Annotated in this window: 29 protein-coding genes; 7 read left to right on the forward strand and 22 right to left on the reverse strand. The window is 71.6% G+C overall.

From position 1 onward, the window contains the following. Window positions 1-8 precede the first annotated feature (8 nt). Genes K228_RS0108545 through K228_RS0108560 form a run of 4 tightly spaced genes read right to left on the reverse strand, consistent with a single transcriptional unit; the run spans window position 9 to window position 3,494 of the window. Window positions 9-1,259 (reverse strand): metallophosphoesterase, encoded by a 1,251-nt coding sequence (locus tag K228_RS0108545; RefSeq protein ID WP_025618064.1) that lies wholly within the window; start codon window positions 1,257-1,259, stop codon window positions 9-11. A gap of 13 nt (window positions 1,260-1,272) precedes the next feature. Further along, window positions 1,273-1,569, reverse strand: coding sequence for a MoaD/ThiS family protein (locus tag K228_RS0108550; RefSeq protein WP_025618065.1), 297 nt, complete (start codon window positions 1,567-1,569; stop codon window positions 1,273-1,275). 1 nt (window position 1,570) lies between these two features. Continuing rightward, window positions 1,571-2,584: a GTP 3',8-cyclase MoaA gene (gene moaA, locus K228_RS0108555; RefSeq protein WP_025618066.1), complete on the reverse strand. Its 1,014-nt coding sequence runs from the start codon at window positions 2,582-2,584 to the stop codon at window positions 1,571-1,573. A 1-nt stretch (window position 2,585) separates the two neighbouring features. Beyond that, a complete protein-coding gene (locus K228_RS0108560; protein ID WP_025618067.1) occupies window positions 2,586-3,494 on the reverse strand; it encodes a fructosamine kinase family protein in 909 nt (302 codons plus the stop codon). 151 nt (window positions 3,495-3,645) lie between these two features. Here K228_RS0108560 and K228_RS0108565 point away from each other — a divergent pair, with 151 nt between their 5' ends. The 3 genes from K228_RS0108565 to K228_RS0108575 all read left to right on the forward strand — a co-directional run bounded on the left by K228_RS0108565 (window position 3,646) and on the right by K228_RS0108575 (window position 5,729). Continuing rightward, window positions 3,646-4,728, forward strand: a complete 1,083-nt coding sequence (locus K228_RS0108565) for a DUF4192 domain-containing protein (protein ID WP_025618068.1) — start codon at window positions 3,646-3,648, stop codon at window positions 4,726-4,728. Between the two features lie 84 nt (window positions 4,729-4,812). Further along, window positions 4,813-5,439 carry a molybdenum cofactor guanylyltransferase gene (gene mobA, locus K228_RS0108570; protein ID WP_033776679.1) on the forward strand — a complete coding sequence of 209 codons (627 nt, stop codon included), beginning with the start codon at window positions 4,813-4,815 and terminating at the stop codon, window positions 5,437-5,439. Beyond that, window positions 5,436-5,729 carry a DUF6457 domain-containing protein gene (locus K228_RS0108575; RefSeq protein ID WP_025618070.1) on the forward strand — a complete coding sequence of 98 codons (294 nt, stop codon included), beginning with the start codon at window positions 5,436-5,438 and terminating at the stop codon, window positions 5,727-5,729. Before mobA ends, K228_RS0108575 begins: the two co-directional genes overlap by 4 nt. Here K228_RS0108575 and K228_RS0108580 read toward each other — a convergent pair whose 3' ends face one another. Both K228_RS0108580 and K228_RS0108585 read right to left on the reverse strand, forming a co-directional pair. Next, the gene (locus K228_RS0108580) at window positions 5,730-7,685 is read right to left on the reverse strand and encodes a beta-propeller domain-containing protein (RefSeq protein WP_025618071.1); all 1,956 of its coding nucleotides are present in this window, start codon (window positions 7,683-7,685) and stop codon (window positions 5,730-5,732) included. 107 nt (window positions 7,686-7,792) lie between these two features. Continuing rightward, window positions 7,793-8,248: an Lrp/AsnC family transcriptional regulator gene (locus tag K228_RS0108585; RefSeq protein WP_025618072.1), complete on the reverse strand. Its 456-nt coding sequence runs from the start codon at window positions 8,246-8,248 to the stop codon at window positions 7,793-7,795. Window positions 8,249-8,354: 106 nt separating this feature from the next. Between K228_RS0108585 and ddaH the strand changes: the two genes are divergently transcribed. Further along, window positions 8,355-9,140, forward strand: coding sequence for a dimethylargininase (gene ddaH, locus K228_RS0108590; protein ID WP_025618073.1), 786 nt, complete (start codon window positions 8,355-8,357; stop codon window positions 9,138-9,140). A 61-nt stretch (window positions 9,141-9,201) separates the two neighbouring features. Here ddaH and K228_RS0108595 read toward each other — a convergent pair whose 3' ends face one another. Next, window positions 9,202-10,401 (reverse strand): ABC transporter substrate-binding protein, encoded by a 1,200-nt coding sequence (locus K228_RS0108595; RefSeq protein WP_025618074.1) that lies wholly within the window; start codon window positions 10,399-10,401, stop codon window positions 9,202-9,204. Between the two features lie 77 nt (window positions 10,402-10,478). Next, window positions 10,479-11,279 carry an alpha/beta hydrolase family protein gene (locus K228_RS0108600; protein ID WP_025618075.1) on the reverse strand — a complete coding sequence of 267 codons (801 nt, stop codon included), beginning with the start codon at window positions 11,277-11,279 and terminating at the stop codon, window positions 10,479-10,481. A gap of 79 nt (window positions 11,280-11,358) precedes the next feature. Here K228_RS0108600 and K228_RS0108605 point away from each other — a divergent pair, with 79 nt between their 5' ends. Then, window positions 11,359-11,976, forward strand: coding sequence for a bacterial proteasome activator family protein (locus tag K228_RS0108605; RefSeq protein ID WP_025618076.1), 618 nt, complete (start codon window positions 11,359-11,361; stop codon window positions 11,974-11,976). A 21-nt stretch (window positions 11,977-11,997) separates the two neighbouring features. Here K228_RS0108605 and K228_RS0108610 read toward each other — a convergent pair whose 3' ends face one another. Further along, window positions 11,998-12,819, reverse strand: a complete 822-nt coding sequence (locus K228_RS0108610) for an HAD family hydrolase (protein ID WP_025618077.1) — start codon at window positions 12,817-12,819, stop codon at window positions 11,998-12,000. 207 nt (window positions 12,820-13,026) lie between these two features. Continuing rightward, entirely contained in the window at window positions 13,027-13,731 is a 705-nt protein-coding gene (locus K228_RS0108615) for a hypothetical protein (protein WP_025618078.1), read from the reverse strand. 126 nt (window positions 13,732-13,857) lie between these two features. Between K228_RS0108615 and K228_RS0108620 the strand changes: the two genes are divergently transcribed. Beyond that, a complete protein-coding gene (locus tag K228_RS0108620; protein WP_018254989.1) occupies window positions 13,858-14,202 on the forward strand; it encodes a metallopeptidase family protein in 345 nt (114 codons plus the stop codon). A gap of 27 nt (window positions 14,203-14,229) precedes the next feature. Here the strand turns inward: K228_RS0108620 and pheA are convergent, their stop codons facing one another. From pheA to K228_RS0108645, 5 genes are all read right to left on the reverse strand, one after another. After that, window positions 14,230-15,186, reverse strand: coding sequence for a prephenate dehydratase (gene pheA / locus K228_RS0108625; RefSeq protein ID WP_025618079.1), 957 nt, complete (start codon window positions 15,184-15,186; stop codon window positions 14,230-14,232). Between the two features lie 9 nt (window positions 15,187-15,195). After that, the gene (locus K228_RS0108630) at window positions 15,196-15,678 is read right to left on the reverse strand and encodes a hypothetical protein (RefSeq protein ID WP_025618080.1); all 483 of its coding nucleotides are present in this window, start codon (window positions 15,676-15,678) and stop codon (window positions 15,196-15,198) included. Window positions 15,679-15,908: 230 nt separating this feature from the next. Beyond that, entirely contained in the window at window positions 15,909-16,292 is a 384-nt protein-coding gene (locus K228_RS0108635) for an ACT domain-containing protein (RefSeq protein WP_025618081.1), read from the reverse strand. A gap of 74 nt (window positions 16,293-16,366) precedes the next feature. Continuing rightward, the gene (locus tag K228_RS0108640; RefSeq protein ID WP_025618082.1) at window positions 16,367-16,825 is read right to left on the reverse strand and encodes a hypothetical protein; all 459 of its coding nucleotides are present in this window, start codon (window positions 16,823-16,825) and stop codon (window positions 16,367-16,369) included. A gap of 200 nt (window positions 16,826-17,025) precedes the next feature. Beyond that, window positions 17,026-17,736, reverse strand: a complete 711-nt coding sequence (locus K228_RS0108645; RefSeq protein ID WP_025618083.1) for a hypothetical protein — start codon at window positions 17,734-17,736, stop codon at window positions 17,026-17,028. A gap of 163 nt (window positions 17,737-17,899) precedes the next feature. On the opposite strand from K228_RS0108645, the gene K228_RS0108650 reads away from it, so the two are divergent. Next, a complete protein-coding gene (locus tag K228_RS0108650; protein WP_025618084.1) occupies window positions 17,900-19,162 on the forward strand; it encodes an arginine deiminase in 1,263 nt (420 codons plus the stop codon). On the opposite strand, the gene K228_RS0108655 is transcribed toward K228_RS0108650, so the two are convergent. From K228_RS0108655 to K228_RS0108685, 7 genes are all read right to left on the reverse strand, one after another. After that, window positions 19,149-20,081, reverse strand: a complete 933-nt coding sequence (locus tag K228_RS0108655; protein ID WP_050580964.1) for a DUF5926 family protein — start codon at window positions 20,079-20,081, stop codon at window positions 19,149-19,151. The genes K228_RS0108650 and K228_RS0108655 overlap by 14 nt on opposite strands. Window positions 20,082-20,094: 13 nt before the next feature. After that, window positions 20,095-20,538 (reverse strand): ATP-binding protein, encoded by a 444-nt coding sequence (locus tag K228_RS0108660; RefSeq protein ID WP_025618086.1) that lies wholly within the window; start codon window positions 20,536-20,538, stop codon window positions 20,095-20,097. Between the two features lie 64 nt (window positions 20,539-20,602). After that, complete coding sequence (locus tag K228_RS0108665) at window positions 20,603-22,057, reverse strand: PAS domain-containing sensor histidine kinase (RefSeq protein WP_025618087.1); 1,455 nt, start codon at window positions 22,055-22,057, stop codon at window positions 20,603-20,605. 54 nt (window positions 22,058-22,111) lie between these two features. Then, the gene (locus tag K228_RS0108670; RefSeq protein ID WP_025618088.1) at window positions 22,112-22,903 is read right to left on the reverse strand and encodes a glycerophosphodiester phosphodiesterase; all 792 of its coding nucleotides are present in this window, start codon (window positions 22,901-22,903) and stop codon (window positions 22,112-22,114) included. Window positions 22,904-22,912: 9 nt separating this feature from the next. Then, window positions 22,913-23,248: a rhodanese-like domain-containing protein gene (locus K228_RS0108675; RefSeq protein WP_025618089.1), complete on the reverse strand. Its 336-nt coding sequence runs from the start codon at window positions 23,246-23,248 to the stop codon at window positions 22,913-22,915. Between the two features lie 48 nt (window positions 23,249-23,296). Continuing rightward, window positions 23,297-24,373, reverse strand: a complete 1,077-nt coding sequence (locus K228_RS0108680; RefSeq protein WP_483826419.1) for an LCP family protein — start codon at window positions 24,371-24,373, stop codon at window positions 23,297-23,299. Window positions 24,374-24,490: 117 nt separating this feature from the next. Further along, on the reverse strand, window positions 24,491-25,777 hold the full coding sequence (locus tag K228_RS0108685) for an LCP family protein (RefSeq protein ID WP_080671560.1): 1,287 nt from the start codon (window positions 25,775-25,777) through the stop codon (window positions 24,491-24,493). Window positions 25,778-25,802 lie beyond the last annotated feature (25 nt).

Below are 25,802 nucleotides of genomic sequence, written 5' to 3' on the forward strand. Positions count from 1 at the left end.
GAGCTGCACTATGCCGAACGCAGCTCGACGAGGGTGATCTGTGGCTCGGCGCCGACCCGGACCGGGGGTCCCCAGAAGCCGGCGCCGTTGGTCACATACACCTTGGTGCCGTTGATCTCGCCGAGGCCGGAGACCACCGGCTGCTCGAGCTGCACCAGGTAGTTGAAGGGTGCGATCTGCCCACCGTGGGTGTGCCCGGAGAGCTGCAGGTCAACACCGAATCTGGCGGCCTCGAAGGCCGCGACCGGCTGGTGGGCGAGGAGCACCACCGGTCGGTTCGGGTCCCGGTCGCCGAGGGCGGCGGCGTAGTCCGGCGGGCCGGCCACTCCGGTGCCGGCCGCCTCGGCGTCGTTGACCCCGGCCAGGTCGAGTGCCCCGCCCCGGGCCTTGATCTCCACCCGGTGGTTCTGCAGGACCCGCAGGCCCAGGCGGTCCACCTCCTGCACCCACTCCTCCACGCCGGAGTAGTACTCGTGGTTGCCGGTGACGAAGTAGCTGCCGTGTCGGGATCGCAGGTCGCGCAGCGGTGCTGCCGCCTCGCCCAGCTCGGCGACGGAGCCGTCCACCAGGTCGCCGACGACCGCGACGAGGTCGGCGTCCAGCCGGTTGATGGTGGCCACGATCCGTTCGGTGTGCGCGCGTCCGAGCAGCGGGCCGATGTGGATGTCGGAGACGGTGGCGATGCGGAGGCCGTCCATGCTTCGGGGTAGCCGGGCCAGGGGGACCTGTACCCGGTCCAGCTGGGGTGGGCCGAGGGCGGTGCGCACGCCGTAGCCGGTCAGGCCGGTGGCGGTGAGCCCGGCGAAGATCGCCGCCCCCCGGGCGAGGAGTAACCGGCGGGACGGATCGTGGTCCGGCTGTCCGCCGGCGGGCGGGGCGGTGGCCGGCGGTTCGGCCGACCCGCCGGCTGCCACCAGGACGGGTTCTGGTGCCGGGGCGGTGGGCGTGGCGGCGGCTACCCGGCGGCGTAGCACCAGCCGGGCGACCAACATTGGCAGCTCCAGGGCCACCAGCAGGACCAGCAGGTAGAACAGGACCGCGAGCCAGAGGTAGCCCGGCCAGGCGAGCCAGTGCACCCCGGCTTGGGTGCCGACCAGCGTGGCCGGGACGAGCACCGTGAGCACCAGCATGGTGACGCCACCGATGCGTCGCGGGAGCCCCGGTCGAGTGGTGTCGCGTACCAGCCGCTTCCACAGGTAGAGGTGGACCAGGCCGGTGAGGAGGGCCAGAACGGCGACGAACCCCAGTACCGCGAACAAGGCTGTGCCTCCCTCAGCCGCCCGCGAAGGGGGGCAGAACGTCGATCGTGGTGCCCGCGGGCAGCGGTGCTTGCCGATCGTGCCAGTTCACCCCGTCAACCAGGAAACTGGCGACGTCGAGTACCGCGTGGAGCCGCTCGCCGTGTCGGTCGGCGATGTCGGTCAGGATCGTGTCCAGCGACCGGCCGGCGGGCAGGTGCTCCTCGGCGCATCCGGCCGCCGCCCGGGCCCCGGCGAAGTAGCGGATCGTGAGGGTCGCGGTGATCCGGTCGGGCCGGGCGTCGGTCGCTGGCCCCCGCAGATCAGACATGTCAGCCTCCAATCGCGGACATCGAGCGGGCGGGTTGTAGGAACCCCGGGTCGTCGATGCCATGGCCGGCCCGTTTACCCCACATCGCGGTCTGCCAGCGGCGGGCGATCTCGTCGTCGTCGGCCCCGGCGCGGAGCGCTCCGCGCAGGTCGGACTCGGTCGTGGCGAAGAGGCAGTCGCGGACCTGGCCGTCGGTGGTGAGCCGGGTGCGGTCGCACTCTCCGCAGAAGGGGCGGGTGACGCTGGCGATCACGCCGACCCGGGCCGGGCCGCCATCGACCAGCCAGGTCTCGGCCGGTGCCGCGCCCCGGTGGGACGGGTCCGGCACCAGGGTGTGTCCGGCCCGCAGCAGGGTGAGGATCTCGTCCGCGGTGACCATGGTCGACCGGTCCCAGCCACGCTGGGCATCCAGCGGCATCTGCTCGATGAAGCGCAGCTCGTAGTGGTTGTCGAGGGCGAAGCGCAGCAGGGCGGGCGCCTCGTCCTCGTTGATGCCGCGGATCAGGACTGTATTGATCTTGACTGGGGTCAGCCCGGCCTTGGCCGCGCCGGTCAACCCGGCTAACACGGCATCCAGTCGGTCCCGTCGGGTCAGCCGAACAAACCGCTCCCGGTCGAGGGTGTCCAGCGAGACGTTCACCCGGTCCAGGCCGGCGGTGCGCAGGGCCGGCGCCAGCCGGTCCAGACCGATGCCGTTGGTGGTCAGCGAGATGCGCGGCCGAGGGGCCAGCGCCGCGACCGCCGTGACGATGCCGACCAGGCCGGGCCGGATCAGCGGCTCACCGCCGGTGAACCGCACCTCGGTCACACCGAGCCGCTGCACGGCGATCCGGATCAACCGGACCACCTCGTCGTCGTCGAGGAGCTGCGGCCCGGCGAGCCAGGGCAGCCCCTCGGCCGGCATGCAGTAGGTGCAACGCAGGTTGCACTTGTCGGTCAGGGAGACGCGCAGGCTTCGGGCGACGCGGCCGTGCCGGTCAACGAGGACGCCAGCGGTCGGTCGGGCGGCGCTCACCTTATGACGGTAGCGCGCCCGAGCCGAGCAGGGCGCTCCGGGCGGTCTGGGCAACCGCTTCGCGGTAGGTCGCACCGAAGAGCGCGGTGTGTACCAGCAGCAGGTGAAGCTGGTGCAGTGGGATCCGCTCCGGCCAGCCGTCGGCCAGCGGCCACGCCTCGTCGTAGGCGGCGCGGATCCGGTCCAGGTGCGGTGCGCCACCGAAGAGCGCGAGCTGCGCGAGGTCGGTCTCCCGGTGGCCACCGTGTGCTGCCGGATCGACCAGCCAGGCCCGGTCGTCGCGGCCCCAGAGCAGGTTGCCCGGCCAGAGGTCACCGTGCAGCCGGGCCGGTGGTTCGTCGCCGTCGAAGGTGGCGGCCCGGTCGGCGACCTGCTCGACCAGCTTCCGCTCCGCCGGGCCGAGCGCACCGTTGTCGACCGACATCCGCAGGTACGGCAGGAGCCGGCGCTCGACGAACCACCGCGACCACGGGCCCTCGTCCCGGGTGTTGTCCGCCGGTAGCGTGCCGATGAAGCCCGGCCACTCGGCGCCGAAGGCCGGGGCGCCGGCCCGGTGCAGGGCCGCCAGTTCCCGGCCGAACCGCTCGGCTGTCCCCGGGTCGGGCTCGCCGGGCTCGACCCACTCCAGCACCAGCAGGTTGGGCAGTGCCACGATCACCTCCGGTACGGCGACCGCGTCCGCCTCTCGTAGCCAGCGCAGCCCGGCCGCCTCGCTGGCGAAGAAGTGCCCCGGCTGTTCTCCGGTGGCCGATTCGGGCCAGGTCTTCGCGAAGATCGAATGTCCGTCGTCGAGGGTGAGCCGGGCGGCGGTGCAGCTACTGCCGCCAGCGACCGGCGTCTCCCGGATCCGCTGGTGGGTCCGGAAGGTCGGCAGGTGCTCCGGGTGGGCCCGCAGATACGCCAGATCCATGGGTCGGACGGTAGTGGGTGGGGGCGGGTCGAGGGGCGCCGGAGGCCGAGAAGTCGCCGCTACCAGCGCAATTACCCACCGTAGCTGTGGATAGACCGCGTGTCGTCCACAGGGGCGGACGACGGTCGGGGGCGGAGTACAGGCTGCCGAGATGGCCTCGACTGACCTCCCCCGGTTCTCCGTTCGCTCCGGCGTGGACCTGATCGCCGCCGTGCCCTATCTGCTCGGGTTCCATCCAACGGACAGCGTGGTCGTGGTGGGGATGAGTGGCCCACGGGTCACCTTCGCCGCACGGGCAGACCTTGCGGACCTGGCCGGCTCCACCGCGGCGGCCCGACATCTGGCGGCAGTGGTCGCGCAGCAGCCCACCGACCGCGCGACGGTGCTCGGCTACGGGTCCGCCTCCCGGGTCACCCCCGCGGTTGACGCCGTCCGGCAGGCCCTTGCCGAGGTCGGGATCGCGGTGCTCGACGCGCTCCGAGTCACCGATGGCCGCTACTGGTCATACCTCTGCCCGGAGCCGGAGTGCTGTCCGCCCGACGGCACCGCGTACGACTCGAGCACGAGTCAGGTGGCCGCCGCCGCGGTCCTCGCCGGTCAGGTCGCTCTGCCCGACCGGGCGGCGCTCGTCGCCCAGGTGGCGTCGGTCGAGGGCGAGGAGCGAGCTCAGCTGCGGCGGGCCGCGCAGCGGGCGGGGCAGCGCTTCGCCGACCTGGTGACCCGGGCCCCCGGGGCCGAGCGGTCCGGCGACCGGTCTGGCGACAGGCCCAGCGACCGGTCTGGTGGGCGGTCGGTGCGGGCGGCGGGGAGCATCACGATCCGGGCCGCTCAGCGTCGGCACCGACGGGGCGAGCGGCTCGACGACGACGAGGTGGCCTGGCTGAGTTTGCTGCTGACTGACCAGACGGTGCGAGACCTTGCCTGGGAGCGCACCGACGGGCGGGAAGCCGACATCGCGCTCTGGGCCGACCTGCTCCGCCGGGCCGAGCCGGAGCTGATCGCCGCCCCCGGCTCGCTGCTGGCCTTCGCGGCCTGGCGGGCCGGGGAGGGGGCGCTGGCGGCGGTGGCGTTGGAACGGGTGCTCGCCCTACATCCCGACTATTCGCTCGCACTCCTGGTGGACGACCTGCTTCGGCGTGGGGTGCCCCCGACCAGGCTGGCCGGGTGGCCAGCCATTGCGCTGCCCGGCGTGGTTCATCCCCGCCCCCGGCGGGGCGGGCGGGGTGCCCGCTGACCGGCCGGCGGGCTCGGCCCTCGGCAGCCGCTGTACTCGCAGGTGGGCGCGGGGCCGAGCGGGCTCGGCCGGTACCGTAGCCAGGTGCGCAGGTACGCGGCAGTGGTGCTGGCCGGGGGTGCGGCCCGACGGATGGATGGCGTGGACAAGCCAGCCCGGCCGGTCGGAGGCCGTCCGATGCGGGACCGGGTCCTGGCCGCGGTCGCCGACGCCGCACCGCGGATCCTGGTGGGCCCGGCGGCCGGCGCGCCGGCCGACGTGCTGATCACCCGAGAGTCGCCGCCGGGTGGGGGGCCGGTCGCCGCTGCGGCGGCCGGGTTGGACCGGCTACCCGCCGATGTGGACCTCCTCGCCCTCCTCGCCGCCGACCTGCCGCTGCTCACCCGGGACGCGGTCCGAGCACTACTGGACCAGCTCGACGGTGAGCAGGGCGGGGGCCAGCCGGCGGTGGGTCCCGGCGGGATGGACGGGGTGTGTTTTGTGGATGACGCCGGGCGGCGGCAGCCACTCTGCGGGGTGTGGCGGGTCGCCCCGCTGCGGGCCGCGTTCACCCGGCTGGTCACCCAGCGTCCCCTGGCCGGGGCGTCACTGCGGGCGCTGCTGCACGGGTTGGCCGTACGCGAGATGCCGTGGCGTGGAGAAGGCCCCCCACCATGGTTTGACTGTGACACTGACGAGGACTTACGCCGGGCAGAGGAGTGGGTGCGATGACTTCGATGGACGACTGGGTGACGGCGGTCTGCACCGAGCTCGGCCTTGACCCGGCTCGGGTGCCGGTGCCAGCGGTGCTCGACCTGACCCGGGAGGTGGCGCATCAGGTGTTGCGCCCCGGCGCGCCGGTCGCCGCCTACCTGGTGGGGGTCGCGGTCGGCGGGGGCGCGGAGCCGAGCGTCGCCGCGGCCCGGATCCAACAGTTGGCCGCCGACTGGCCGATCGAGCTGGGTGTGGCGGGTGAGCCCGGAACTCCGAACGACCAGGCCCACCCGCCGGGCCAGAGCTGATCAGCTGTTTGGCAGCCAGGCCAGGCTCTGCCCGGTCGTCGGGTTGATGGCCCGCAGGCCCGCGTCCGACACCGTCCAGAGGGTGTCACCGACGAGTAGCGAACGGGTGATGAACCCACCCGGGTGGGTCACCTCGCCCTGGTCGGTGAGGGTGTCCCCGGAGACCCGCAACAGACGCAGGCCGGCATTGACCGGGACGGCGAGTAGCCCGGTGCTCGGGTCGTACCGGAAAGCGTGCGGGTCGTGCTCGGCGGCGGACCAGGCGTCCGGGCGGTGCCAGCGATCCAACCGGAGCGGTTGGGCCGGTTCCCGGACATCGAAGAGCGAGACCTGGACCCCCTCCGCACGTCCGTCGAGGTCGGCCTCCTGCCCGATACCGAGCAGCCGGCCGTCCGCGACCGGGTGTAGGTACGCCGAGTAGCCGGTGATCTTCAGCTCCCCGGTGACCCGGGGGGCGGCGTGGTCGCTCAGGTCGAGCGCGTAGAGCGGGTCGGTCTGCCGGAACGTCACCACGTACGCGGTGTCACCGAGGTAGCGCACCGAATAGATTCGCTCCCCCGGGCCCAGGCCAGTGACCGAACCGGTCCGGGTCAGCACCTCGCCCTGTCGACGCAGCACGTGGACGCCGGACTCCGAGCTGCGCTCGTCCTGGCGCGGGATGGTGGTGGCCTCCCGGCTCGTGGTGGTGGCGTCCTGGCCCGTGGTGGCGGTGAGCTGGCCCGTGGTGGTGGTGGCGACGCGTAGGTGGCCCTGCCACTGGGACAGGGCGTACTGGTTGATCAGCCGGCCGGGCACCGTGCCGGCGGCGACGTACCGCGGGCGGCCGGCGGCGGTGGTGTCGAACTGGTAGATGTCGGTGACCGACGTGCCGGTCTGGTCGGGCCACCGGCCCGGAGTGGGCGGTGCCGCCAGCTGTCGCTGGCCGGCCAGGTAGAGGCTGTCGCCGGTGCTGTAGACGGTGTCCGCGGCGGCGGCCACGCTGACCGGGTCGCCGTCGGTGAGTCGGTCAGCGGTGAGGTCGAAGCTGAGCACGGTCAGCACGGCGGAGCCGGTGCCGGTCTGTGGGCGGCTGAGTCGGTCGCAGTCAACCCGACCGCTTCCGTGCTCCGCTCCGGCTGACCACTCGTAGGCCGGCAGCCACGCCTCAATGCCCGCGTCGGCCACCGCGGCCCGGTTCGCCTCCTCACGGGTCGCATCGTCGGCGGTGGCGGGCAGCTCCGGGAAGGTCACCTGGGGGTGGGACTGGACCACCACCCGGACCGTGCTCCCGGTCTGTCGGGCGTCAAGGGTGCGACCGTTGATTTCGTACGTGCTGAGCAGCCGGGGTGGGCCGCTCAGGTCGACCAGGCGGAACCGGGTCGCGGTGGGCGGGCTCGATCCGGGTGGCGGAGCGATGTCCTCGCGACCGGGGCCGAACGCGGGGAGGACCATCGGTGCCGCGTCGGTGAGGACCACCGCGTGATCGCCGTACAGGAGCAGGTCGTGCTGGGCCCAGTGGCGCTGGTCGGGGCCATCGTTGAGGTCCAGTCGCCCGGTGAAGCGGTTGGTGGTGGGGTCGACGACCCGGAGCACGCCCTGGCTGATGGTGACGATCCGCTGCCCGTCGGTCTTGACCAGGTCCGGTTCGTCAACGCCGGGCTCGTACCCATTGGTGAGCGAGTGTTCCCCGGCCGGCTTCGACTCGGCGGTGGCGCTGGCGGCGTCTAGTAATTCCAGTCCGACTCGTTGCTGGGGCGCGCTGTTGGCGAGCCCCCACGGGTGGACCTCGGCCGCGGTCGCGGCGCGCAGTTCGGTCAGCGCGTCGGCGCAGGAGTCGAAGGAGACCAGCTGTAGTGGCGACTCGGGTCCGGCTGGTGGCGTCTTCGGCGCCGGTGACCGGGTCGCGGCGACGCTGCCCGCGAGCAGGAGGAGCGCGAGCAGCCCACCCGCGACAAGAGTGGGACGGCGTGATGTCATGCCCCTTCCGACGCCGCCAGCCGGCCCGTGGTTCCCGTGCGGCTCGCTGTCGTGGCTCTCCCGCGGGGTGGCGGTCCCGGGACGGCTGGGAGCAGCGGCGACGGTGATCAGTCGGAGGGGCCGACGCCGGGGGACTCGACCAGCCGGGAGAGCACGATGGTGCTGCGGGTGGAGGTAACAAAGGATTCGGCTCGTAGGCGTTCCAGTGCGGCCTCGAGGTGGGCGATGTCGGCCGCGCGCAGGTGGACGAGGGCGTCCGCCTCGCCCGAGACGGTGTAGGCCCCGACGACCTCGGGGTGCCGCCGGGCGGCGACACCGATCTGCGGTGGCGTGGTCCGACCGGCGCAGAACAGCTCGACGAACGCCTCGGTGGTCCAGCCGACCGCGGCCGGGTCAACGACGGCGGTGAATCCGCGGATGACCCCGGTCGCGCGAAGTCGGTCAACCCGTCGCTTCACCGCCGGGGCGGACAGGGAAACCCGCTGTCCGATCTCGGCGTACGACGCACGGGCGTCGGCGACGAGCAGCGCAATGATTCGCTGATCCACTGCGTCTATCTGCAATGTTCTGCCTCCTGGAAGCAATATTTGCGGCTGGAACCGCTGTAAAACGATACCTACCTTGGTAATCGTGAACCAGCAGCGAGTGCCGCGAAAGCGGACATATCTCATGTGCCCGCCCAAACACTTCACGGTCGAGTACGCGATCAACCCGTGGATGGATGTCACCGCCGCGGTTGACGTGGAGTTGGCGGTCAAGCAGTGGGACCGGCTGCGGGAGACGCTGGTTGGGCTCGGCCACAACGTGCGCCTGCTGACCCCCGAGCCGGGGCTACCCGACATGGTCTACGCGGCCAACGGCGCCTTCGTCGTCGATGGCACCGTCTACGGCGCGCAGTACAAGCATGCGCAGCGGAGCGCCGAGGCCGCGGCCCATCGCGCCTTCTACCAGTCCCACGGCTGGCACTTCATCGCCCCGACCGCCACCAATGAGGGCGAGGGTGACTTCGCGTACCTGCCGGCGGCGCACGGTGGTCTCGTCCTGGCTGGTTACGGCTTCCGGACCGAGCCCGCCGCCCACGCCGAGGCGCAGGAGGCGTTGGGCCGACCGGTGGTCTCGGTGCGGTTGGTCGATCCCCGCTTCTATCACCTGGACGTGGCACTGGCCTCGATCGACGACAGCAACATCGCCTACTACCCGGGCGCCTTCTCCGCCGCCAGCCAGAAGGTTCTGGCGCAGCTCTTTCCAGCAGCTGTCGTCGCCGATGACGCCGACGCCCTCGCGTTCGGTCTGAATCTGGTCAGCGATGGGCGCAACGTCGTCCTGAACAGCGAGGCGACCGGCCTCGCCGACAAGCTGGCAGCCGCCGGTTACCAGCCGGTGCCCGTGGCGCTGGCCGAGTTACGCAAGGGTGGCGGCAGCGTGAAGTGCTGCATCGCCGAGTTGCGCCACTAGCGCCCGTTGTCGAGCGGCGTGGCGCCGGCCCGGTGGCGAGAGTGGATCGGCGCCGCCCCGCTCAGCCGAGCGTGGCCAGCTCGGTCAAGAGCACATTGGAGAGGAGCTGGCCGTCGAGCTGGACCTCTCGGAGGTACCACCGTTGCTGCGGGGTGCGCGGCTGGTTGAACTGCCACACCCCGCGGGGGCTGTCAACCCGGCCGATCTTGCCGAGCGCGAGGTTCACCTCCGACGGGGTGGGTGACGCGCCAGCACGCCGGATCGCCTGGTTGAGGACGTGCGCCGCATCGTAGGACGCCGTCGCGTACGCGGTCGGCGAGGTGCCGTGCTTCTTGCGGTACGCCGAGGCGAAGAGCCGGTTGGCGGCGTTGTTGAGGTCGGGGGAGTAGTTCAGGGCGGTCTGGATGCCGAGAACATCGGTCTTGTCCTTGAAGCTCGCCAGGACGTTGCCCTCGGTCAGGAAGCCCGGGGCGTAGATGGGGCCGGTGTACCCCTCCGCGCGGAGCTGTTTGAGGAACTCCACGGCGGCGGTGCCGGCGAAGAAGCAGAAGACGCCGTCCGGCTCACGCTTGAGCGCGGTGGCGATATCACGCCGGTAGGCGTTCTTGCCCGGGGTGCCGGAGATCTCCTGCGTCCAGGTAACCGGATCTTCGATCCGGGGATCGGACTTACCGAACTCCTGCTGGAAGCCCCGGAGTACGTCCTTGCTGGCCGGGGAGTCCGGCATGATGATCGACAGCCGCTCCGACGGATCGAGCGCCTTCTTCAGGTGGCGGCCGAGGGCCCGACCGGCCTCGTCCAGCACGTACGACGTGCGCCAGATGTAGACGACGCTCTGCAGGCTGCTGGGGGAGGCGTTGGAACCGATCAGCGGCACCTGGGCCTGCTCCACCGTGTCCCGGATGCCGAGCATGACGGCCGAGCCGACCACGCCGGTGAGGGCCAGCACTCCCTGCTTGAGCAGCTTCTCAACCGCGGCCTGGCCGGACTTCGCATCGTTGCCCTCATCGGCGGTGACCAACTCGGTCGGGTGTCCGCCGAGCTGCTCCTCGTTGAGATCCAGGAAGAGTTGGAAGCCGTTGGCCACCTCGGTCCCGACGTCGACGAGATCACCGGTCTGCGGTATGAGCATGCCGATCTTGATGGGACTCAGCGGAGCCGCGGCGTCGGACGCACTGCTGTTGTTGCATCCCGTCACGAGTCCGGCCGTGCCCAGCGCCGCCAACAGCTGTAGGGCACGCCTGCGGTTCACCTGTGTCACCGGGTCCCTTTCCAGCGTCGTGGCCGGGCGAATCCTGCCCATCCGGCGTGCTATCCCGCTCGGCAACGCTGCGTCAACTAGCTCCTAGGTTTGGTGAGGGAGCGTAACGCGAGGACCACCTCCGGCCAAGCCGTCGATTTTGGGTCGATGAGGCCAAAGTGCTCGCAATGGGGCAGCTCAACCAGGTGGATGTTGCCGCCGGCGGCGTGCCCGGCCGTGACGAACTCTCGGCTCATCGCTACCGGCACCTGCTGGTCGAGGGCGCCGTGCATAACTACTGTCCGTGACTTTGGCGGTGGTAGCGAACGCGGATCACAGGCCGCGTAGCGGTCCGGCACCTCGGTCGGGCCGCCGCCGAGCAGTGCGGCCACCGCACCCGTGTCCAGATCCAGTCGGTAGGCCTCGGCCAGGTTCGCCACCGGGGCCAGGGCGAGGACCCCGCCGACCATGGCAGGTAGGGCAGCAGCTACGTAGAGCGCCAACTGCCCCCCTGCCGAGTGACCAATGAGGAGCGGCGGGCCGGCCGCCACCGCGCCGGGGAACGCCTCGGCCGCCAGCCGGGGCAGCTCGGACACCCCGGTCCGAACGTCGGCCATGGTTCCCGGCCAGCCACCACCGGGCTGCCCGGTCCGGCGGTACTCGACCTGCGCCACCGGGTAGCCGAGCCCGGCCAGCGCGGTCGCCAGCGGCGCGGTGTGCCGGCGGTCGTACTCCGCCCGCCAGAAGCCGCCGTGCACGACGATCACCAGCCGCTGGGCCGGCCCGGCACCGGTTGGCCGGCGCAGATCCGCGACCTGGTCCGGATGGGGGCCGTAGGCGACGGTGACGTCCGGGGCCGGCGCGGGACGGGTGAGTACGGAACGCGGGTCGCTGGACATGCCGGTGACGGTAGCGGGTTGCCCCGATCGGCGCTGATCGTTGCTCCCGGGGGGCAACGCCGCCGGCGGCTGGGGAAAGATGGGTGCCATGACCGAAGCGCAGTCCGCAGGACAGAACGACGTGCAGGACCAGGCTGACGAGCAGGGCCAAGACGATACTGCTCGGACCGGCACGGTGGTGGTGGTGGGACCGGACGGCCGTCCAGTCGGCACGGTGCAGACCGAAGAGAGCCAGGAGGACCCGGCCCGCCTGGTTGAGCAGCCGGCCAAGGTGATGCGGATCGGCAGCATGATCAAGCAGCTGTTGGAGGAGGTCAAGGCTGCCCCGCTGGACGACGCCAGCCGGCACCGGATGCGGGAGATCCACGAGCGGTCCATCGTGGAGCTTAAGGAGGGGCTCGCCCCCGAGCTGCGGGAAGAGCTGGAGCGCCTCGCCCTGCCCTTCACCGAGGAGAAGGCACCCAGCGAGAGCGAGTTGCGGATCGCGCACGCGCAGCTTGTTGGCTGGCTGGAAGGGCTCTTCCACGGTATCCAGGCGGCCTTGGTCGCCCAGCAGATGGCGGCCCGGGTGCAGCTGGAGCAGATGCGCTCCGGTCGGCAGGCCCTCCCCAGCGGGGCGGGTGGAATCGCGCCCGGCATGCCCGGGATGGCGCAGTCGGCGGGCAGCGAGGGGCACAGCACCGGTCAGTACCTCTGACCGGTGCGGCCCGGGCCGCTGTCAGCGGGTCAGCAGCCGGTCAAGGTAGACGGCGACCCCATCGTCGTCGTTGCGGAGGGTAGCTTCGTCGGCAGCAGCGTGCACCGCCGGGTGCGCGTTCGCAACCGCCACCCGGGCCCACCCTGCCCAGGAGAACATCGGCAGGTCGTTCGGCTGGTCACCGAAGACCAGAACCTCCGCCGGGTCCACGCCGAGCCGCTCGGCGACCACCCGGAGCCCGGTCGCCTTGTCCACGCCGGGCGGGCAGATCTCGATGAAGCCCAGGCCCGCCTGGGTGAGCGAGGCGGCGTGCGGTGGGATGATTCGCTGGGCCGCCGTCAACAGCTCGTCCGTGTGGTGGTCGGCGGTCCGGGCGAAGGCCTTGATCACGTTGCCGGAGAGGCATTCGGCCCGGCTGCGCGCCTCGAACAGGTCCGGGTACGGCCAACTCGCGTGGTAGTCCCCCCACAGCGGCGCGTTGGGTTCGTCGGACGACTCCACCATGACGGTCAGCGGGCCGACCGCTGCCTCCAGCTCGGTCAGCAGCTCCGCCAGCACCGCACCGGAGAGCCACTCGTCGCGGAGCACCAACGGCCCGTCCGGGTCGCTCTGGTCCACCACCCGGCCGCCGTTGGCCATTACCAGGAAGTCGGCGGCGCGGATGTCGTTGCGGGTCAGCTCGGTCAGCCGTGGTCCGCGACCGGTGGCACCGACCATCGGAATGCCGGCGGTGCGCATCCGGTCGAGCACCTCGTGCGTGTACGCGGAGACGGTGTTGTCGCTGCGGACGAGCGTCCCGTCCAGGTCGGTGGCGATCAACTTCGGTAATCCCGGGCGGACCATGGCTCCTCCTTCGCCCGCCGCCGTCGCGGCCAGTCGTCACAGTTGTGTGTGACCCGGCGTTACGGCGGGCAGCAACCGTACCTCGCGGAGGCAGTCGTAACCATGGCTAACCGGTGAATCTGGTGCCAACGGGTGGCATGGCGGCAGCGTTGCGGCCAGTGGTCGGGCAAGCCGGAGGGTGGTGCCCGGTGGCCCGGCTCGGCTCGATCAGTCCGGGCGAACGAACGGTGTCGTCGGGCCGACGGTGAGGTCGGCGGGGGGCGGCAGGTCGTCCACTGCGGCGCTGCGGCGGGAACGCAGTGGTCGGGCCGGCGTTGCCGCCCCGGCCTCCGGCGCCGGATCGGGCCTGCCGGCGGCCGGGGCGAGCAGCAGAGCAGCGCCGAGTAGTGCGCAGGTCAGGAAGGCGGTGACCATCCCCCGCCCGTATGCGATGTCGAAGCCCTCTTGGCCGCGGTAGTAGATGGCGCGTACGTCCGCGTCGCCGATCGTGGTGGCCCCGGCGACCAGCACGGCGAGCAGAGCAGCCGCCAGGGCCAGGCCGGCGATGCGGGCGTTTGACCGGGTGGCTCCGGTGCCGCGCAGGGCGAGAGCGACCGCTACGGCCAGACCGAGGAGGCCGACCAGGTAGGCGTTGCCAAAACCGCCCACCTCGTCGACCGTCTCCGGGATCTGGATCGGACCGCCGGCCGGACCGCCGGTCGGCAGGTGCAGCACCACCCACTCGCCCACCAGCGAGGCCAACCCGGCGGCGGCCCCGAGCCCGGCGAGAACGAGGGGTGGGCGCCGGTCGCGGAGGATCCGGGTGAGGCCGCGCCGACGGCCCGACAGCCGAGGAGCGGCTCCGCCCCGCTGCTCGCCGACGATGCCGTCGGACCGGTCTTCCTGTCGGGGGATGGGCTGCTCCGGATCCATCGGAAACCTCTCGGATCGACGAGTCTGATCCGCATCATGGCACAACCGACCAGGGGTGGGCCGGACCGAATCGCGCCCGCCGGCCCCCTCCGGAACCTCGGGTACCGGCAGAATGGGGCAGTGGCCATGGAGATGAACCGGGAGCGGTTCGAGGAACTGGTCGGCGACGCGCTCGACGAGGTGCCCGAGGAGTTGCTCCGCCTGATGAGCAACGTGGTCATCTTGGTCGAGGACGTCCCACCCCCCGGTGAGGAGCTACTCGGCCTGTACGAGGGGCACGCCCTGACCGACCGCGGTTGGGACTACTCGGGCGTGCTGCCCGACCGCATCCTGATCTACCGCAACCCGATCCTGCGCATCTGCGACACCGAGGAGGAGGTGGTGGAGGAGGTGGCGATCACGGTCGTGCACGAGATCGCCCACCACTTCGGCATCGACGACGAGCGCCTGCACGAGTTGGGCTGGGGTTGAGTCGCCGGGCCGCCGCGACGACCCGTCTCAGCTGAGATCCCCGCCACGCAGCCGGGCCAGCCAGGCGGCGGCGTCAACATAGTCGGCGTCAACGGGCCCCGATGGGGCTGGGGCCGGCCGTCCACCTTCGCCGCCGGCCCAGCGGTGCCGGGGGTACGACCCGAGGAAGCGCACCTGGGCGCAGACCCGACGTAGTCCCTGCAGTGCCTCGCCGAGCCGGGCATCGGCCAGGTGACCGGTGCAGTCCAGGAAGAACACGTACCGGCCGAGCGCCTCGCCGGTCGGCCGGGACTCGATCCGGGTCAGGTTGACCCCACGCACGGCCAGCTCCATCAGCACGGAGAGCAGCGCGCCCACCCGGTCGTGGGCGATGTAGACCGCCAGCGACGTCACGTCGTCCCCGGTGGGCGGCGGGGGCGGCCCCGGCCGGGAGAAGAGCGCGAATCGGGTCACCGCGTCGGGGTGGTCGGCGATCTTGTCGGCCAGTACGGCGAGCCGGTGTCGGGACGCGCCGATCGGAGCGCAGATCGCCGCGTCGAAGTCGCCAGCCGCGGCCCCGACCGCCGCCGCGCCGTTGGAGAGCACGTCAACCACCGCCGCGTCGGGAAGGTGAGCGTGCAGCCATGCCCGGCACTGGGTCGACGCCTGGGGATGGGCGGCCACACTACGCACCGCACCGAGGTGCCCGCCGGCGCGGGCGGCGAGCACGAACTCCACCGGCAGGATCACCTCTCGTGTGATCACCAACGGCTCGCCCTCGGCCAACTCGTCCAGCGTCACCCCGACCGCGCCGCCGATGGAGTTCTCCAGCGGCACCAGCGCCGCGTCGGCGGCACCGACACGTACGCTCTCCAGCGCCTCGCCGACGCTGCGGGCGGGTATCCGGCTGGCCCGCTCGGCGGCGGGGATGGTCCGCAGCGCCTGCTCGGCGAAGGTTCCCTCGGGCCCGAGGAAGACAAAGCGGGTCGGCGGTGTTCCCGGCATGGCGACAGCCTACGTACCCGAGCCGGCGTCGCAGGCCAGGGTCTGGATGCCGGTCGGGGAGATGACGCGTACCTCCGCTGTGCAGACATCGGTGCCGGCGGTGACCAGGCGCGGTGCGGTGCCGGAACCACGGCTGACGACCTGGAGTGGTTCGTGGCCGGTGACGGCGAGGAGGGTGTAGTGCCAGTCGTCGGCGCAGAGCGGCCCGGTCAGCACCCGTACCTGGGCGTCGGTGGGGAGCAGGTCCTCGCCGCGTACCAGGGCGGTCACCTGCTGGCCGGACGGGCCGGCGGGGCACCGGACGGCGACCGGCGTGCTGCTGGCCGTGGGGGTCGGCGCCCCGGTTGGCGGCGCCGTGGTGGTGGGCGCGGTGTCGGTCGGGGTGGGCGATGCGGACCGGGCTGATTGGCCTGGCTGGGCATCCCGCAGCTCGGGCGGGGTGCCACAGCCCGACGTGAGCAGCGCCGCCAGGAGCGCCACAACCCCGACCACGGTCGTGGCCGGGGTCTTTGACCGACCACGCCGGGCCGGCGACCCAGCCCGGGACCGGTGGGTGGGCGGAGCGGGAGCAGCGAGGCGGGGTGGGCCGGACGGCACGGACGATCCTCAAATCGACATGAATGAGCGCAGGCGGATGGGAACCCATCGTAGGAGGGTCTGCTGCTCTGGTGAAGCCTCGGCCGGGTCTCGTCTCGACCGAGGCAACGCGACACCGGGTTTGGCTAGGTGCGGACCCGGTGCCCGGCTTGGCCGAGCGCGGTGACGGCCTGATCGAGGCGGACCGCCGGGACCAGCAGGTAGTCGGTGTCGTGGGTGGAGAAGGTAACCACGGAGACACGGGCCTCGGCCAGTGGGTCGATGAGAGCGGCCAGGCCGGTGGAGAGCGCGAGGTCAGAGGGGCCGACCATACGTAGGCAACGCCAGGTGGTCTCGGTCTGTGCCGGTGCGCGTGCTGCGGGACAGATCACGGACACGCCGTCGGTGGTCCAGCTCACCGTGACTACGTCATTGTCGCTCAACCCGCCCGACAGGCCGGGTGGCAGGGCAGAGCCGGCTGCCAGGCGGCAGACAGCGTAATCACCCGGCAGCAGAGCGATATCCAGCATGAGGGCACCTTACGGCCTTGAACGGTTCCTACCCAGCACACCGCGTGCGGCGCGTGCCACATGCCGTGCGCGGGTCAGACCTCGGAGAAGAATGTGAGTGAGCCGACGACCGCACCGGCGCGGTGAACCGGGGTGGAGATGGCGTCAACGGTGGCGTCCGGCGCGCGGGCCGACACCCTTTTGATCCGGAGCAGCCCGCGGGCCAGGCGGCCGGAGGTGATGGCGAGGAGCGGCGGGATCTTGTCGAGCTCCGGCTCGGTCAGCTCGCCCCGGTTGGCGGTGAAGTCGAGTAACCGCAGGCTACCGTCGAGTAGCGGCTGCCCGATCATGTCCCGGCGGCCGCCGAGAAAAAGCAGCTGGGACCCGGAGGCGGAGACGGCGACCACGCGCGTGTCGGCAGCGATGAGCACACAGGGCTCGTCTGCCCGGGAGACGGTCACCGACCAGGAGGTGACGTTGTCGTACTCCTGCTCTGCCGGTGCCCCTACCGCCGGCACGCGGACTTCTGAGAGTGAGAGCTCGACGTGGGCCACCGCACCTCCTCTATAAACCCGGACGGTCTGTCCACGCTAGCGTGACCCAACGTATCTCCGCTGACCGCGGCGATCTGGGCCGTACCTACCTGGTGGGAAGGCGGCGGAGGGTCGGGCCGGCGGCGGCGCGGCTGACGGGCGTCGATCGCACCCGGGCCGCGCTACGTCCCCACCGACGGTACCGTCGGCGCACCGGCTTGTCAGCTGCCGTCGCCATACCACCGGTAGTCGGCCGCCGGGTGATAGCCGCCGCTGCGCCAGGTGCCCGGGTGCTGCGCGACCCGGGACAGCTTGGCCGCGGTTTCCGGGCTGATTCGGTTTCCGGCAGCGACGAGGAGCCGATCCAGTTCCCGATGAGTGGCCATCAGACAGTCCTCCGGGAGGCCGTACACACTGATCACGCCGGAGCCGACGAAGGTCAGCACCGGCGTCACCGGGATTGGTAGCCCAACCGCGCTGCTGAGGGCCTTGCTCGCCCGCTTGGCGTCCTTACGTGCCTCTGCCACGTAGGCCGGACGCTTGCCGTTGATCTGCACGACCTCACCGGCCACCAGTACCCGGGCCCGGCCGTGGTCAACGATGGTGACCGCGTAGAGCCCACTCGGGCCGATCGCGAGGAAGCCGGCGCGTTCACTGTCGGCGTCGTCGCGGAGAAGGTCGATCGAGTCGGTGCGCGGCCATTCGATCACGTGCCAGGCCGGACCGAGCTGGTCCAGGCGGCCCAGGGCCCGTGCTCCGGCTGCCTCCAACCGCCGTGCTCCTCGCTCGGCCCGTCGGCGACGGGCCCATTCGAGGGGGGAGGAGCGGGGTGGGGCGAGAGTCCCCGGGCTTTCCACCCGGGGATGCGGTACCGCCATGGGCGGCAACGCCTGGGCGGAGGGTGCGGCTCGGCGAGCAGGGTAGACAGTCATCGCGACCTCCGGCAAAAGGTCCCTCGAAGTTATGTCCCCGCTACCCTACGTCGCTACTACCCCGAGGGGGCAAGTTGGAGCGCCGGAGTGAGTACGGATGAATGCCGCGTTCATCCATCGCTGTTTTGCCGGATGCCGAGAACTCAGGCTCTAGGCTGCGAAGGTGAGCCACTACGTGGACAGTGAGGTTGGTCGCCTCGGTACGGTCATGCTGCACCGCCCCGGGCCCGAGCTGGCCCGGCTCACCCCCCGGAACAGTGGCTCACTGCTCTTCGACGCCATCCCCTGGGTCAGCCGCGCGCAGGAGGAACATGACGCCTTCGCCGCCGCGTTGCGCGAGCGGGGCGTGGAGGTGCTCCACTTGGCAGAGTTGCTTACCGAGACCCTCGCCGGCGACGACGCTCGGGCCGAGCTGACCGAGCAGGTGCTGCGCTCGCCCCGGCTCGGCGACCAGCTACGCGCCCGGGTCGCCGCCCACCTCGCCTACCTCGACCCGGCCACGTTGGCCAGTGTCCTCATCGCTGGCCTGGCCCACGAGGAACTGCGGGTCAGCCGGGAGCGCCCCGGCGGCCTGGTCTACCAGCTAATGGACCGGCACGACTTCGTCATCGACCCGCTGCCGAACCTGCTCTTCACCCGCGACTCCTCGGTCTGGATCGGTGGTCGGGTCGCCGTCACCAGCCTGGCCATGCCCGCCCGTCGGCGGGAGAGCACACTGACCGACGCCATCTACCGTCACCATCCGCGTTTCGCCGGAACGGAGTTCGCGTACCACCCGGGGATGGAGCATCTGGAGGGTGGGGACGTGCTGCTACTCGCCCCCGGAGTGCTGGCGGTCGGCGTCGGCGAACGGACCACGCCGGCGGGTGCCGAGCGTCTCGCCCGCCAGGTCTTCGCCGCAGACCTGGCCCACAGCATCCTGGTCGTGCCGATCGCCCAGGAGCGGGCCACCATGCATCTCGACACCGTCTGCACGATGGTGGACATCGACGCTGTGCTGATGTACCCGAACATCGCCAGCACGCTCGTGGCGTACACGGTGACCGCCGGGACGGACGGCGAGGATCCGCTTGTGGAAGGGCCGGTGCCGTTCCTGCGGGCCGCCGCGGACGCGATGAACCTGGACCAGCTGCGGGTGATCGACACCGGCCTGGATCCGGTGACCGCCGAGCGAGAACAGTGGGACGACGGCAACAACACCCTTGCCCTGGCACCCCGGCTCTGCGTCAGCTACGAGCGGAACACGGAGACCAACGCGCAGCTCGAGCGAGCCGGCATCGAGGTCCTCTCGATCGCCGGCTCAGAGCTGGGCTCCGGGCGGGGCGGCCCCCGGTGCATGTCCTGCCCGCTCCTCCGCGCCCCCCTCGGCCAGGAGGCCGACCCGGCCGCTCACCTCCGCCGGCCGCGTGGACTCAGCGGAGAGTGAGCTGGCGGCCGAGGAGCCCGTGCCGCGCGCGCCGGGCCGCCGCGTCCAGTGGGGCGGCGGCTGCCAAAGCCGCGGCGTAGCGTTCGGCGAACTCTGCCACCGGCTGCTCCCAGTGGCCCGCCGGAGTCTCCTCAGGAAGATCCCAGACCGGTACGAGGCGGCCGTGCGCGCGGAACATCCCGGCGAACTTCGTCTCCTCGCCCAACGTCAACGTGCCGGCCACGCTGAGGCGGGCCAGCGCGTCCAGGGCGGCGTCCTCATCGTCGGGGAGCACCCACCGGACGTGTGCCTTCTCCGGGACCTGGCACCAGTAGGCGGCGCGGGCCGCGGTGAGCCGCACCGTCGGGTAGATCGCGGCGTTGGCCCGCTCCAGCGACGCCTGCACGGTCGGATTGTCGGCCGAGTCCGGGTCGAGCCAGAACTGGAAGCTCTCGTGCAGGGTGATCTCCAGTGGAGCATCAACCAGCACGTCCAGCAGTCGGGGCCCCGGGCCGGGCAGCGGCGGCACGCTGACCTGGTGGCCGGGCTCGGTGCGCAGTGCGCAGAGCAACGCCTCGGCCAGGTCCCGGGCGACGTCGCCGGACTGCTGATGCCGCTGGAGGCCGAGCAGGACCCGGCCGGTTGGCTGCACCATCGCCGGTGCCGCCACCGGCAGGACGGTGGCCAGCAGGACCTCCCGCTCGCCGAACTCGGCTACCAGGTCGGGGGCGAGGCGCAGTGGCGCGGTGGCGGCCGGCACGAGCTCGCGTAGGGCGATCCACTCCGGCTCGTCGGTCAGGCCCTCGAAGGGGCGGGGCACGAAGACATCCCGGACCTTCTCCCGCTTCCCGCTGGTGTCCCCGGCCCGTTGACTCTTTCGACGCTTGCTCACGGTCGGACAGCCTAGAGGGCCGCGTGCACTGGTGGGGGTCGGACCCATCCGGCCCCGCCGGTCAGGCGACCACCAGACCCGGTTCGTCGAAAGCGTCGGTGCCAACCAGCTCGGCCTGCTGGCCAGCCGGCTCGAACTCAGCCCAGACGCTTTGCCCGAGGCCATCCCGGTCTATGCCCCAGCGGCTGGATAACGCGGCGACGATGTGCAGGCCACGGCCATCCGGTGCGTCCGGATCGACTGCCCGGATCCGCGGTTCGACGGGGGCTCCACCGTCAGTCACCTGCAACCGGATCCGGGGGCCCGCCGGGGTGGGGCGCAACCGCCAACCCACCCGGATCACCCTGCCGGGCAGTGGGTCGGCGTGCCGTACGGCGTTGCCCACCAGCTCCGCGAGGACCGCCACGAGATCCGCGAGCAGCGCTGGCGGCACGGCGGTCCCCAGCTCGTTCGCGAGCCAGTGCCGCGCCTGCCGGGCTCCCGCCCCGTCGTTGGGGACCACCACACACCACGTCTGTTCGGGACTCTCCGTCAACACCGTCGCCCCTTCACACCCCCGCCGCCCTTGGTTATCCGTGGGGCAGCCGTACCTCTGCGACCGTACCGCCACCGGCTAGCGGCCGGAGGGATACTCGTCCATTTTGTTGTTCCACGATTCGGCGGACGAGGAAGAGGCCGAGCCCGGCTCCGGGAGAGCGACGGCGGTCGCCGGAATCGCCCTGCCAGTACTGGTCGAAGGCACGCTCCACGTGCTCTGGTCGGATGCCGCTGCCCTGGTCGGTGACGCGGACGGAGACGGTTTGTCCGTCGGTACCGGCGGTGACGGTGATTGGGCTGGCGGGGGGTGAGTACTTGCCGGCGTTCGTGCACAGCTCGGTGAGGACCGTCGCCAGGCTGGCCCGGTGACCGAGCGCCCGGGGCAGGCCGACCGGCGCGGTGAGGGTGATTCGGCGCCGCAGCTCGGCGGGGAGCTCGATCACCGCTGCCCGCAGGGCGTCGCCCAGGTCGTACGGGGCGGGCGGCGTTCCGCCGGAGCCCGCCTCGGCGGTGGAGGAGAGGAGCCGGTCAACGAGGCGGGCCAGCTCGTTGGCACGCTGCCCGATCTTCTGGGCGGCCCACTGCCGGTCGGCGTCGCTCAGCGCCTCCCAGTGATCGGTGAGAGTGTCCGCGTACCCCTTGATGACGGTCACCGGTGTGCGCAGCTCGTGGCTGGTCACCGCGACGAAGAGGTCGTGGTCGGCGATGTTCTGCTGCTGGTCGGTGATATCGCGGAAGGTGACCACGCGGAGCGTTCCCGGCCCCGGCAGCTCTCCGGAGGTGACCCGCAGCCAGCGACCGTCCGGCAGCCGGTGGTCGAGCGCCTGCCCCGGCGGGGGGAGGGGGAACGGCACGGGCTGGTTGAGTACGTCGGTGACCGCGTGGCCGGTGATCTGGGCGGCGGCCGGATTCCAGAGTCGGACGTGGGCCTCGCGGTCCACCACGGCCAGGCCGTCGGCGAGCGCCGCCACGATCGGACCGTCCACGTGCGCCGGCAGGCCGCGCTGGTCGCCGTAGAGGTGGGCGATGCAGGAGGCGACGTAGGCGATGACGCACTGGTGGTCCGGGCACGGCTGGTCCTCGGCGGGGTAGAGGGCGTGCAGGCTGCCCACGGTGCGTCCACCGATCTCGGCCCGGGACGCCAGCATCTGGGACCGCGCCGGGCCGGTGAGTTTCGTCCCGAGCCGGCCGGTGAGGTGGCCGGTGTCGAGCTGGTGGACCCGGGGCCCGGAGAGCAGACAGATGGCGTCCGGGTCGTCTGCCGGCAGGGGATGGTCGAGGGCCCATTCGACGGTGCCGGTGGCGGCGATCACCCGTCCGCCGGCGGGGGCGAACTCGATGAAGGCCATCCCGGCGGCCCCCAGCGCCTGCTGGACCACCCGGAGGAGCTGGTTGAGTGCCGGCACGCCGGCCTCACCAGAGTTGATCATCTCGATCACCGCGGTGTGGCCGTTGATCAGAGCAGAGAAGTCCGTGCGTCTCGGCATGCTTCGAGTGTGCCCCGACGACCGGATCCGGGGACAGGCCGGTAGGTCCCGCGCTCAGCCGTGGAGCCGGGCGAGCGTGGGGGCCGGCCGATCGGTGATGATGCCGTCCACCCCGGTGGCCAGCACCAGCTCCAGATCACTGGGGTCGTTGACGGTCCAGACGTACACCCGGTTGCCGGCTGCCCGCAGCGCGGGGACCAGGGCGGGGCGGGAGCGCACCAGCGCGAGGCCGGGGCCGGCGACCTGGATGCCGAAGGGCAACCGGCTCAGCCGAAGCCCGCGCGGCAACCGGTCCAACAGCAGCACGGTCGGCAGCGCGGGGGCCAGCGCACGGAGTCGCCGCACCGCCAGCAGCGAGAAGGACATGACGGTGACCTGGAGTGGGTGGTCGGGCCTCGGTACGGTCAGCCCGTGCCGGTCGAGCAGTCTGACCAGCCGGCCCTCGACGTGTCGCCCGTACCGGGACGGGTGTTTGGTCTCGATCAGCAGCCGGACCGGTCGGCCGGCGGCGCGGACGGCTTCCAGGAGTCGGTCTAGGGTGAGGAGCCGCAGGTACGACTCGTCCAGCCCCTCGTCGCCGTCGGTCAGCGCGGGCCCTGGGTGCCAGGACCCGAAGTCGAGCCGTTCCAGTTCGGCGAGCGTCCGCGTGCTGACCGGGCCGTGCCCGTTGCTGGTGCGGTCCAGGCGACGGTCGTGCACGCAGACGAGGTGCCCGTCGCGGGTCAACCGAACATCGCACTCCACCCCGTCGGCGCCCTCGTCGAGGGCGCGCAGGTACGCGGCCAGCGTGTGTTCCGGCAGGTCGTACGACGACCCGCGGTGGGCGAAGACCAGGGGGCTCCCCACGGCGTGCGGCTACAGGACCCGGCCTGGCTGTCCGTCGCCGCCGACCACCGGCCGTCCGGCGGCGGCCCATTCGCCCATCCCGCCTTCGACGTTGCGGACCTGCTCCCAGCCGTTGCGCAGGAGGTAGGTGACGACCTGCGCGGAGCGCCCGCCAGATCGGCAGATGACGGCCACCTCCCGGTTGTCGGGCACTTCGGCCAGCCGGGTGGGCAGCTGGGTCATCGGCAGGTGGTGGGCACCGGGTGCGTGACCGGCGAGCCACTCGTCATCCTCACGGACGTCGAGCAGGTACGCGTCGTCGTTTATCTCGGTCACGGTCACGGTGGGTACGCGGGGTCCGAACACGGCTTCCAGCTTAGGGGCCGCGCTCTCCGGGTGGGTGTTGCCGGTTGGTCAGAGCTGGGTGACCCACCGGGGGTTGGCCTGGGCCCACTGCGGCACCCGCTGGTTCTGAACGGCGGTGAAGAGCCCGCCTCCGCCTTCCTGGAGGATGACGTAGGAGACCTGGTCGATGGTCTGCGGGTAGGACGGCATCCGGATCCCGCGTAGGGCGTCCGCCGGCAGGTCCCGCAGCGCGAGAACCAGATCCGCCAGGGGTACGCCGTTGGTGTCCACGGTCAGCGAGTTGCCGACCGCGCGGAGCACCTGGTCCAGGCGGACCGGGTTGTTTCGGATCGAGGTCTCGGAGGCGCGCTGCAGTATCGCCCGGAGTAGCTGTTGCTGGTGGGTCTGTCGGTCGTAGTCGCCGTTGGGCAGGTCGTAGCGCTGGCGGACGAAGTCCAGCGCGGTGCCGCCGTCCATCTCCTGGCAGCCGGGGGTGAAGACCCGGTCGGTGTGGATCGAGCGGAACTCGGTGTCGACGCACATGCGTACGCCGCCAAGGTGGTCGATGACGTCGCGGAGGCCGGAGAAGTCAATCTTGGCGGCGCCGTCGAAGCGGATGCCGGTGAGCTGAGCCAGGGCGGCGGAGAGGAGTTGGGTGCCGGACTCTCCGCCACCACCGTGGTGGTACGCGGCGTTGATCTTGTCTTCTCCGCCACTGAATCCGGGGGCGGCGGGGATGGTGACCCGAAGGTCTCGGGGTACGGACATCAGGAACGCCTCACGCCCGCCCGCCGGGACGTGCACGATGAGGATGGTGTCTGATCTTCGGTCGGCGGTGGTGCTGCTGCTCCGCCAGCGGTCCGTGCCGACGAGCAGGTAGTTCAGCGGACCGTCCAGGTCCGTCCGGCTTCGCCGGGCGTCCGGGTCGAGCAGTTCTTCCCGGGCCACTGTCTGGTCGTACCGCTGGGCGAGTCGGTGGAGGCCGACCGCGGCGAGGCCGGCCAGGATCACCAGCGTGAGGCCGACGCCGAGTAGGAGGCGGGCCCAACGTGGCCGTCCGCGCCGGACGCCCGCGTCGGCCCGCTCCCGTCCGCCCTTCGACCTGGACGTGTTTCCTCCCCGCCACCGTCTGTGATTAGTCCTCACGTCAGGCTACGGTTCGTCGGGCCACCGCCGGGTCTGTTCGCCGGATCCCAACCTGGTCGGCGCGAGTTGGCGGGCCCACGGGGCCCGCCAGCTCGACGCCGGCGGCGTCGCGTGGGATCAGCTGTCGGCGTCGCTCTCGTTCGCCGCAACCCAGTCGGCCATGCTGTCCGCGGAGATCGCCTGGTACATCGCGAGCGCCTGCTCCCGGTCGGAGACCACGACTGATTCGCCGTTGATGGTCTGGCTGCCGTTGTGCGGGCTGGTCACGAAGGCCAGGTTCTCCCCACGCAGGTTGCGGAACTGGAAGGCCATGTCGATGAGGGAGAAGTCCTCGTCAACGGTGACCGCGGCGGTCACCGCCTTGAGGAAGTCGTTCATCTTGATCGGGTTGGTGAGCGTTCCGCTGCTGGCCGCCTTGTTCATCAGTGCGCGGAGGAACTCCTGCTGATGCCGCATCCGGTCGAAGTCGCCCCGGGGGAACTGCTTGCGCTGCCGGATCCAGTCCAGCGCCTCGGCGCCGTCCATGTGGTTGACGCCCTCGGTGAAGGTCCGGTAGGGCTTGTGGATCGAGGTGATCGTCTTCTCCACCGTGAGATCAACGCCGTCGAGCGCATCCGTGACCTCCTGGAACCCGCCGAAGTCGATCGCCATGACATGGTCGAGGCGGACATCGGTGAAGCACTCCACGGTGCGGACCGCCAACGGGAGACCACCGAATGCGAAAGCGGCGTTGATCTTCCTGCGCTGCCCCGAGTCGCAGTCGGCGCTTGCGCTCTCCGGAATCGGCACGTACAGGTCACGGGGGATCGACACCAGGTACGCCTCCTGGTGGTTGCTGGGAATGTGCATCACGATGATCGTGTCGGCGCGCCACTCGCCGCGCTGGTCCATCGGCGCGTCCGGATCCCGTGAGTCCGTGCCGACGAGGAGGATGTTCAGCGCGCCATCAACCGTCTTGACCGGTCGGTCCTGGGCTTCCCCCGGCGGGAACGGATTGGTCCGGGCCAGGTCATTGTCGAGGCCGCGGGCGTAGACCCAGGCCCCGGTGGCGGCGAGCAGCGCGAACACCAGTACGGCGACTCCAGCCACCAGCGCGATCCGACCCCAGCGAGGGCGTGGGCCACGCCGCTCCGGTCGGCCCGGACCGGGGCGGCCGCCGGGCCCACCCGGACCGCCGGGGCCGCCGGGGCCACCCGGACCGCCGGGGCCACCGGGGCCGCCGGGGCCACCCGGACCACCGGGGCCGAGGGGTCGGCCGCCGGTCGGTCCGATCGGCGCGGGGTTCCAGCCTGTCGGCGTGGGGCGGGCACGTCCGGTGGTGGTGGGGCCGGCCACCCGCGCCCGCCCGGAGCTCCGGCTCAGGTGCGGGAACGGGTAAGCGGCGGCGGTGGTGGTCGCTGACATGCGAGTCAGGGTACGTCGGGAAGCT

It is taken from the genome of Salinispora cortesiana (assembly GCF_000484695.1).
Classification (GTDB): domain Bacteria; phylum Actinomycetota; class Actinomycetes; order Mycobacteriales; family Micromonosporaceae; genus Micromonospora; species Micromonospora cortesiana.

Coding starts and splice junctions, on each gene's coding strand:
- K228_RS0108550 (WP_025618065.1), bottom strand. CDS start 1,569: ATGTCTGATCTGCGGGGGCCAGCGACCGACGCCCGGCCCGACCGGATC.
- K228_RS0108560 (WP_025618067.1), bottom strand. CDS start 3,494: ATGGATCTGGCGTATCTGCGGGCCCACCCGGAGCACCTGCCGACCTTC.
- K228_RS0108565 (WP_025618068.1), top strand. CDS start 3,646: ATGGCCTCGACTGACCTCCCCCGGTTCTCCGTTCGCTCCGGCGTGGAC.
- K228_RS0108575 (WP_025618070.1), top strand. CDS start 5,436: ATGACTTCGATGGACGACTGGGTGACGGCGGTCTGCACCGAGCTCGGC.
- K228_RS0108580 (WP_025618071.1), bottom strand. CDS start 7,685: ATGACATCACGCCGTCCCACTCTTGTCGCGGGTGGGCTGCTCGCGCTC.
- ddaH (WP_025618073.1), top strand. CDS start 8,355: ATGTGCCCGCCCAAACACTTCACGGTCGAGTACGCGATCAACCCGTGG.
- K228_RS0108600 (WP_025618075.1), bottom strand. CDS start 11,279: ATGTCCAGCGACCCGCGTTCCGTACTCACCCGTCCCGCGCCGGCCCCG.
- K228_RS0108605 (WP_025618076.1), top strand. CDS start 11,359: ATGGGTGCCATGACCGAAGCGCAGTCCGCAGGACAGAACGACGTGCAG.
- K228_RS0108610 (WP_025618077.1), bottom strand. CDS start 12,819: ATGGTCCGCCCGGGATTACCGAAGTTGATCGCCACCGACCTGGACGGG.
- K228_RS0108615 (WP_025618078.1), bottom strand. CDS start 13,731: ATGGATCCGGAGCAGCCCATCCCCCGACAGGAAGACCGGTCCGACGGC.
- K228_RS0108620 (WP_018254989.1), top strand. CDS start 13,858: ATGGAGATGAACCGGGAGCGGTTCGAGGAACTGGTCGGCGACGCGCTC.
- pheA (WP_025618079.1), bottom strand. CDS start 15,186: ATGCCGGGAACACCGCCGACCCGCTTTGTCTTCCTCGGGCCCGAGGGA.
- K228_RS0108635 (WP_025618081.1), bottom strand. CDS start 16,292: ATGCTGGATATCGCTCTGCTGCCGGGTGATTACGCTGTCTGCCGCCTG.
- K228_RS0108645 (WP_025618083.1), bottom strand. CDS start 17,736: ATGACTGTCTACCCTGCTCGCCGAGCCGCACCCTCCGCCCAGGCGTTG.
- K228_RS0108655 (WP_050580964.1), bottom strand. CDS start 20,081: ATGGGTCCGACCCCCACCAGTGCACGCGGCCCTCTAGGCTGTCCGACC.
- K228_RS0108665 (WP_025618087.1), bottom strand. CDS start 22,057: ATGCCGAGACGCACGGACTTCTCTGCTCTGATCAACGGCCACACCGCG.
- K228_RS0108685 (WP_080671560.1), bottom strand. CDS start 25,777: ATGTCAGCGACCACCACCGCCGCCGCTTACCCGTTCCCGCACCTGAGC.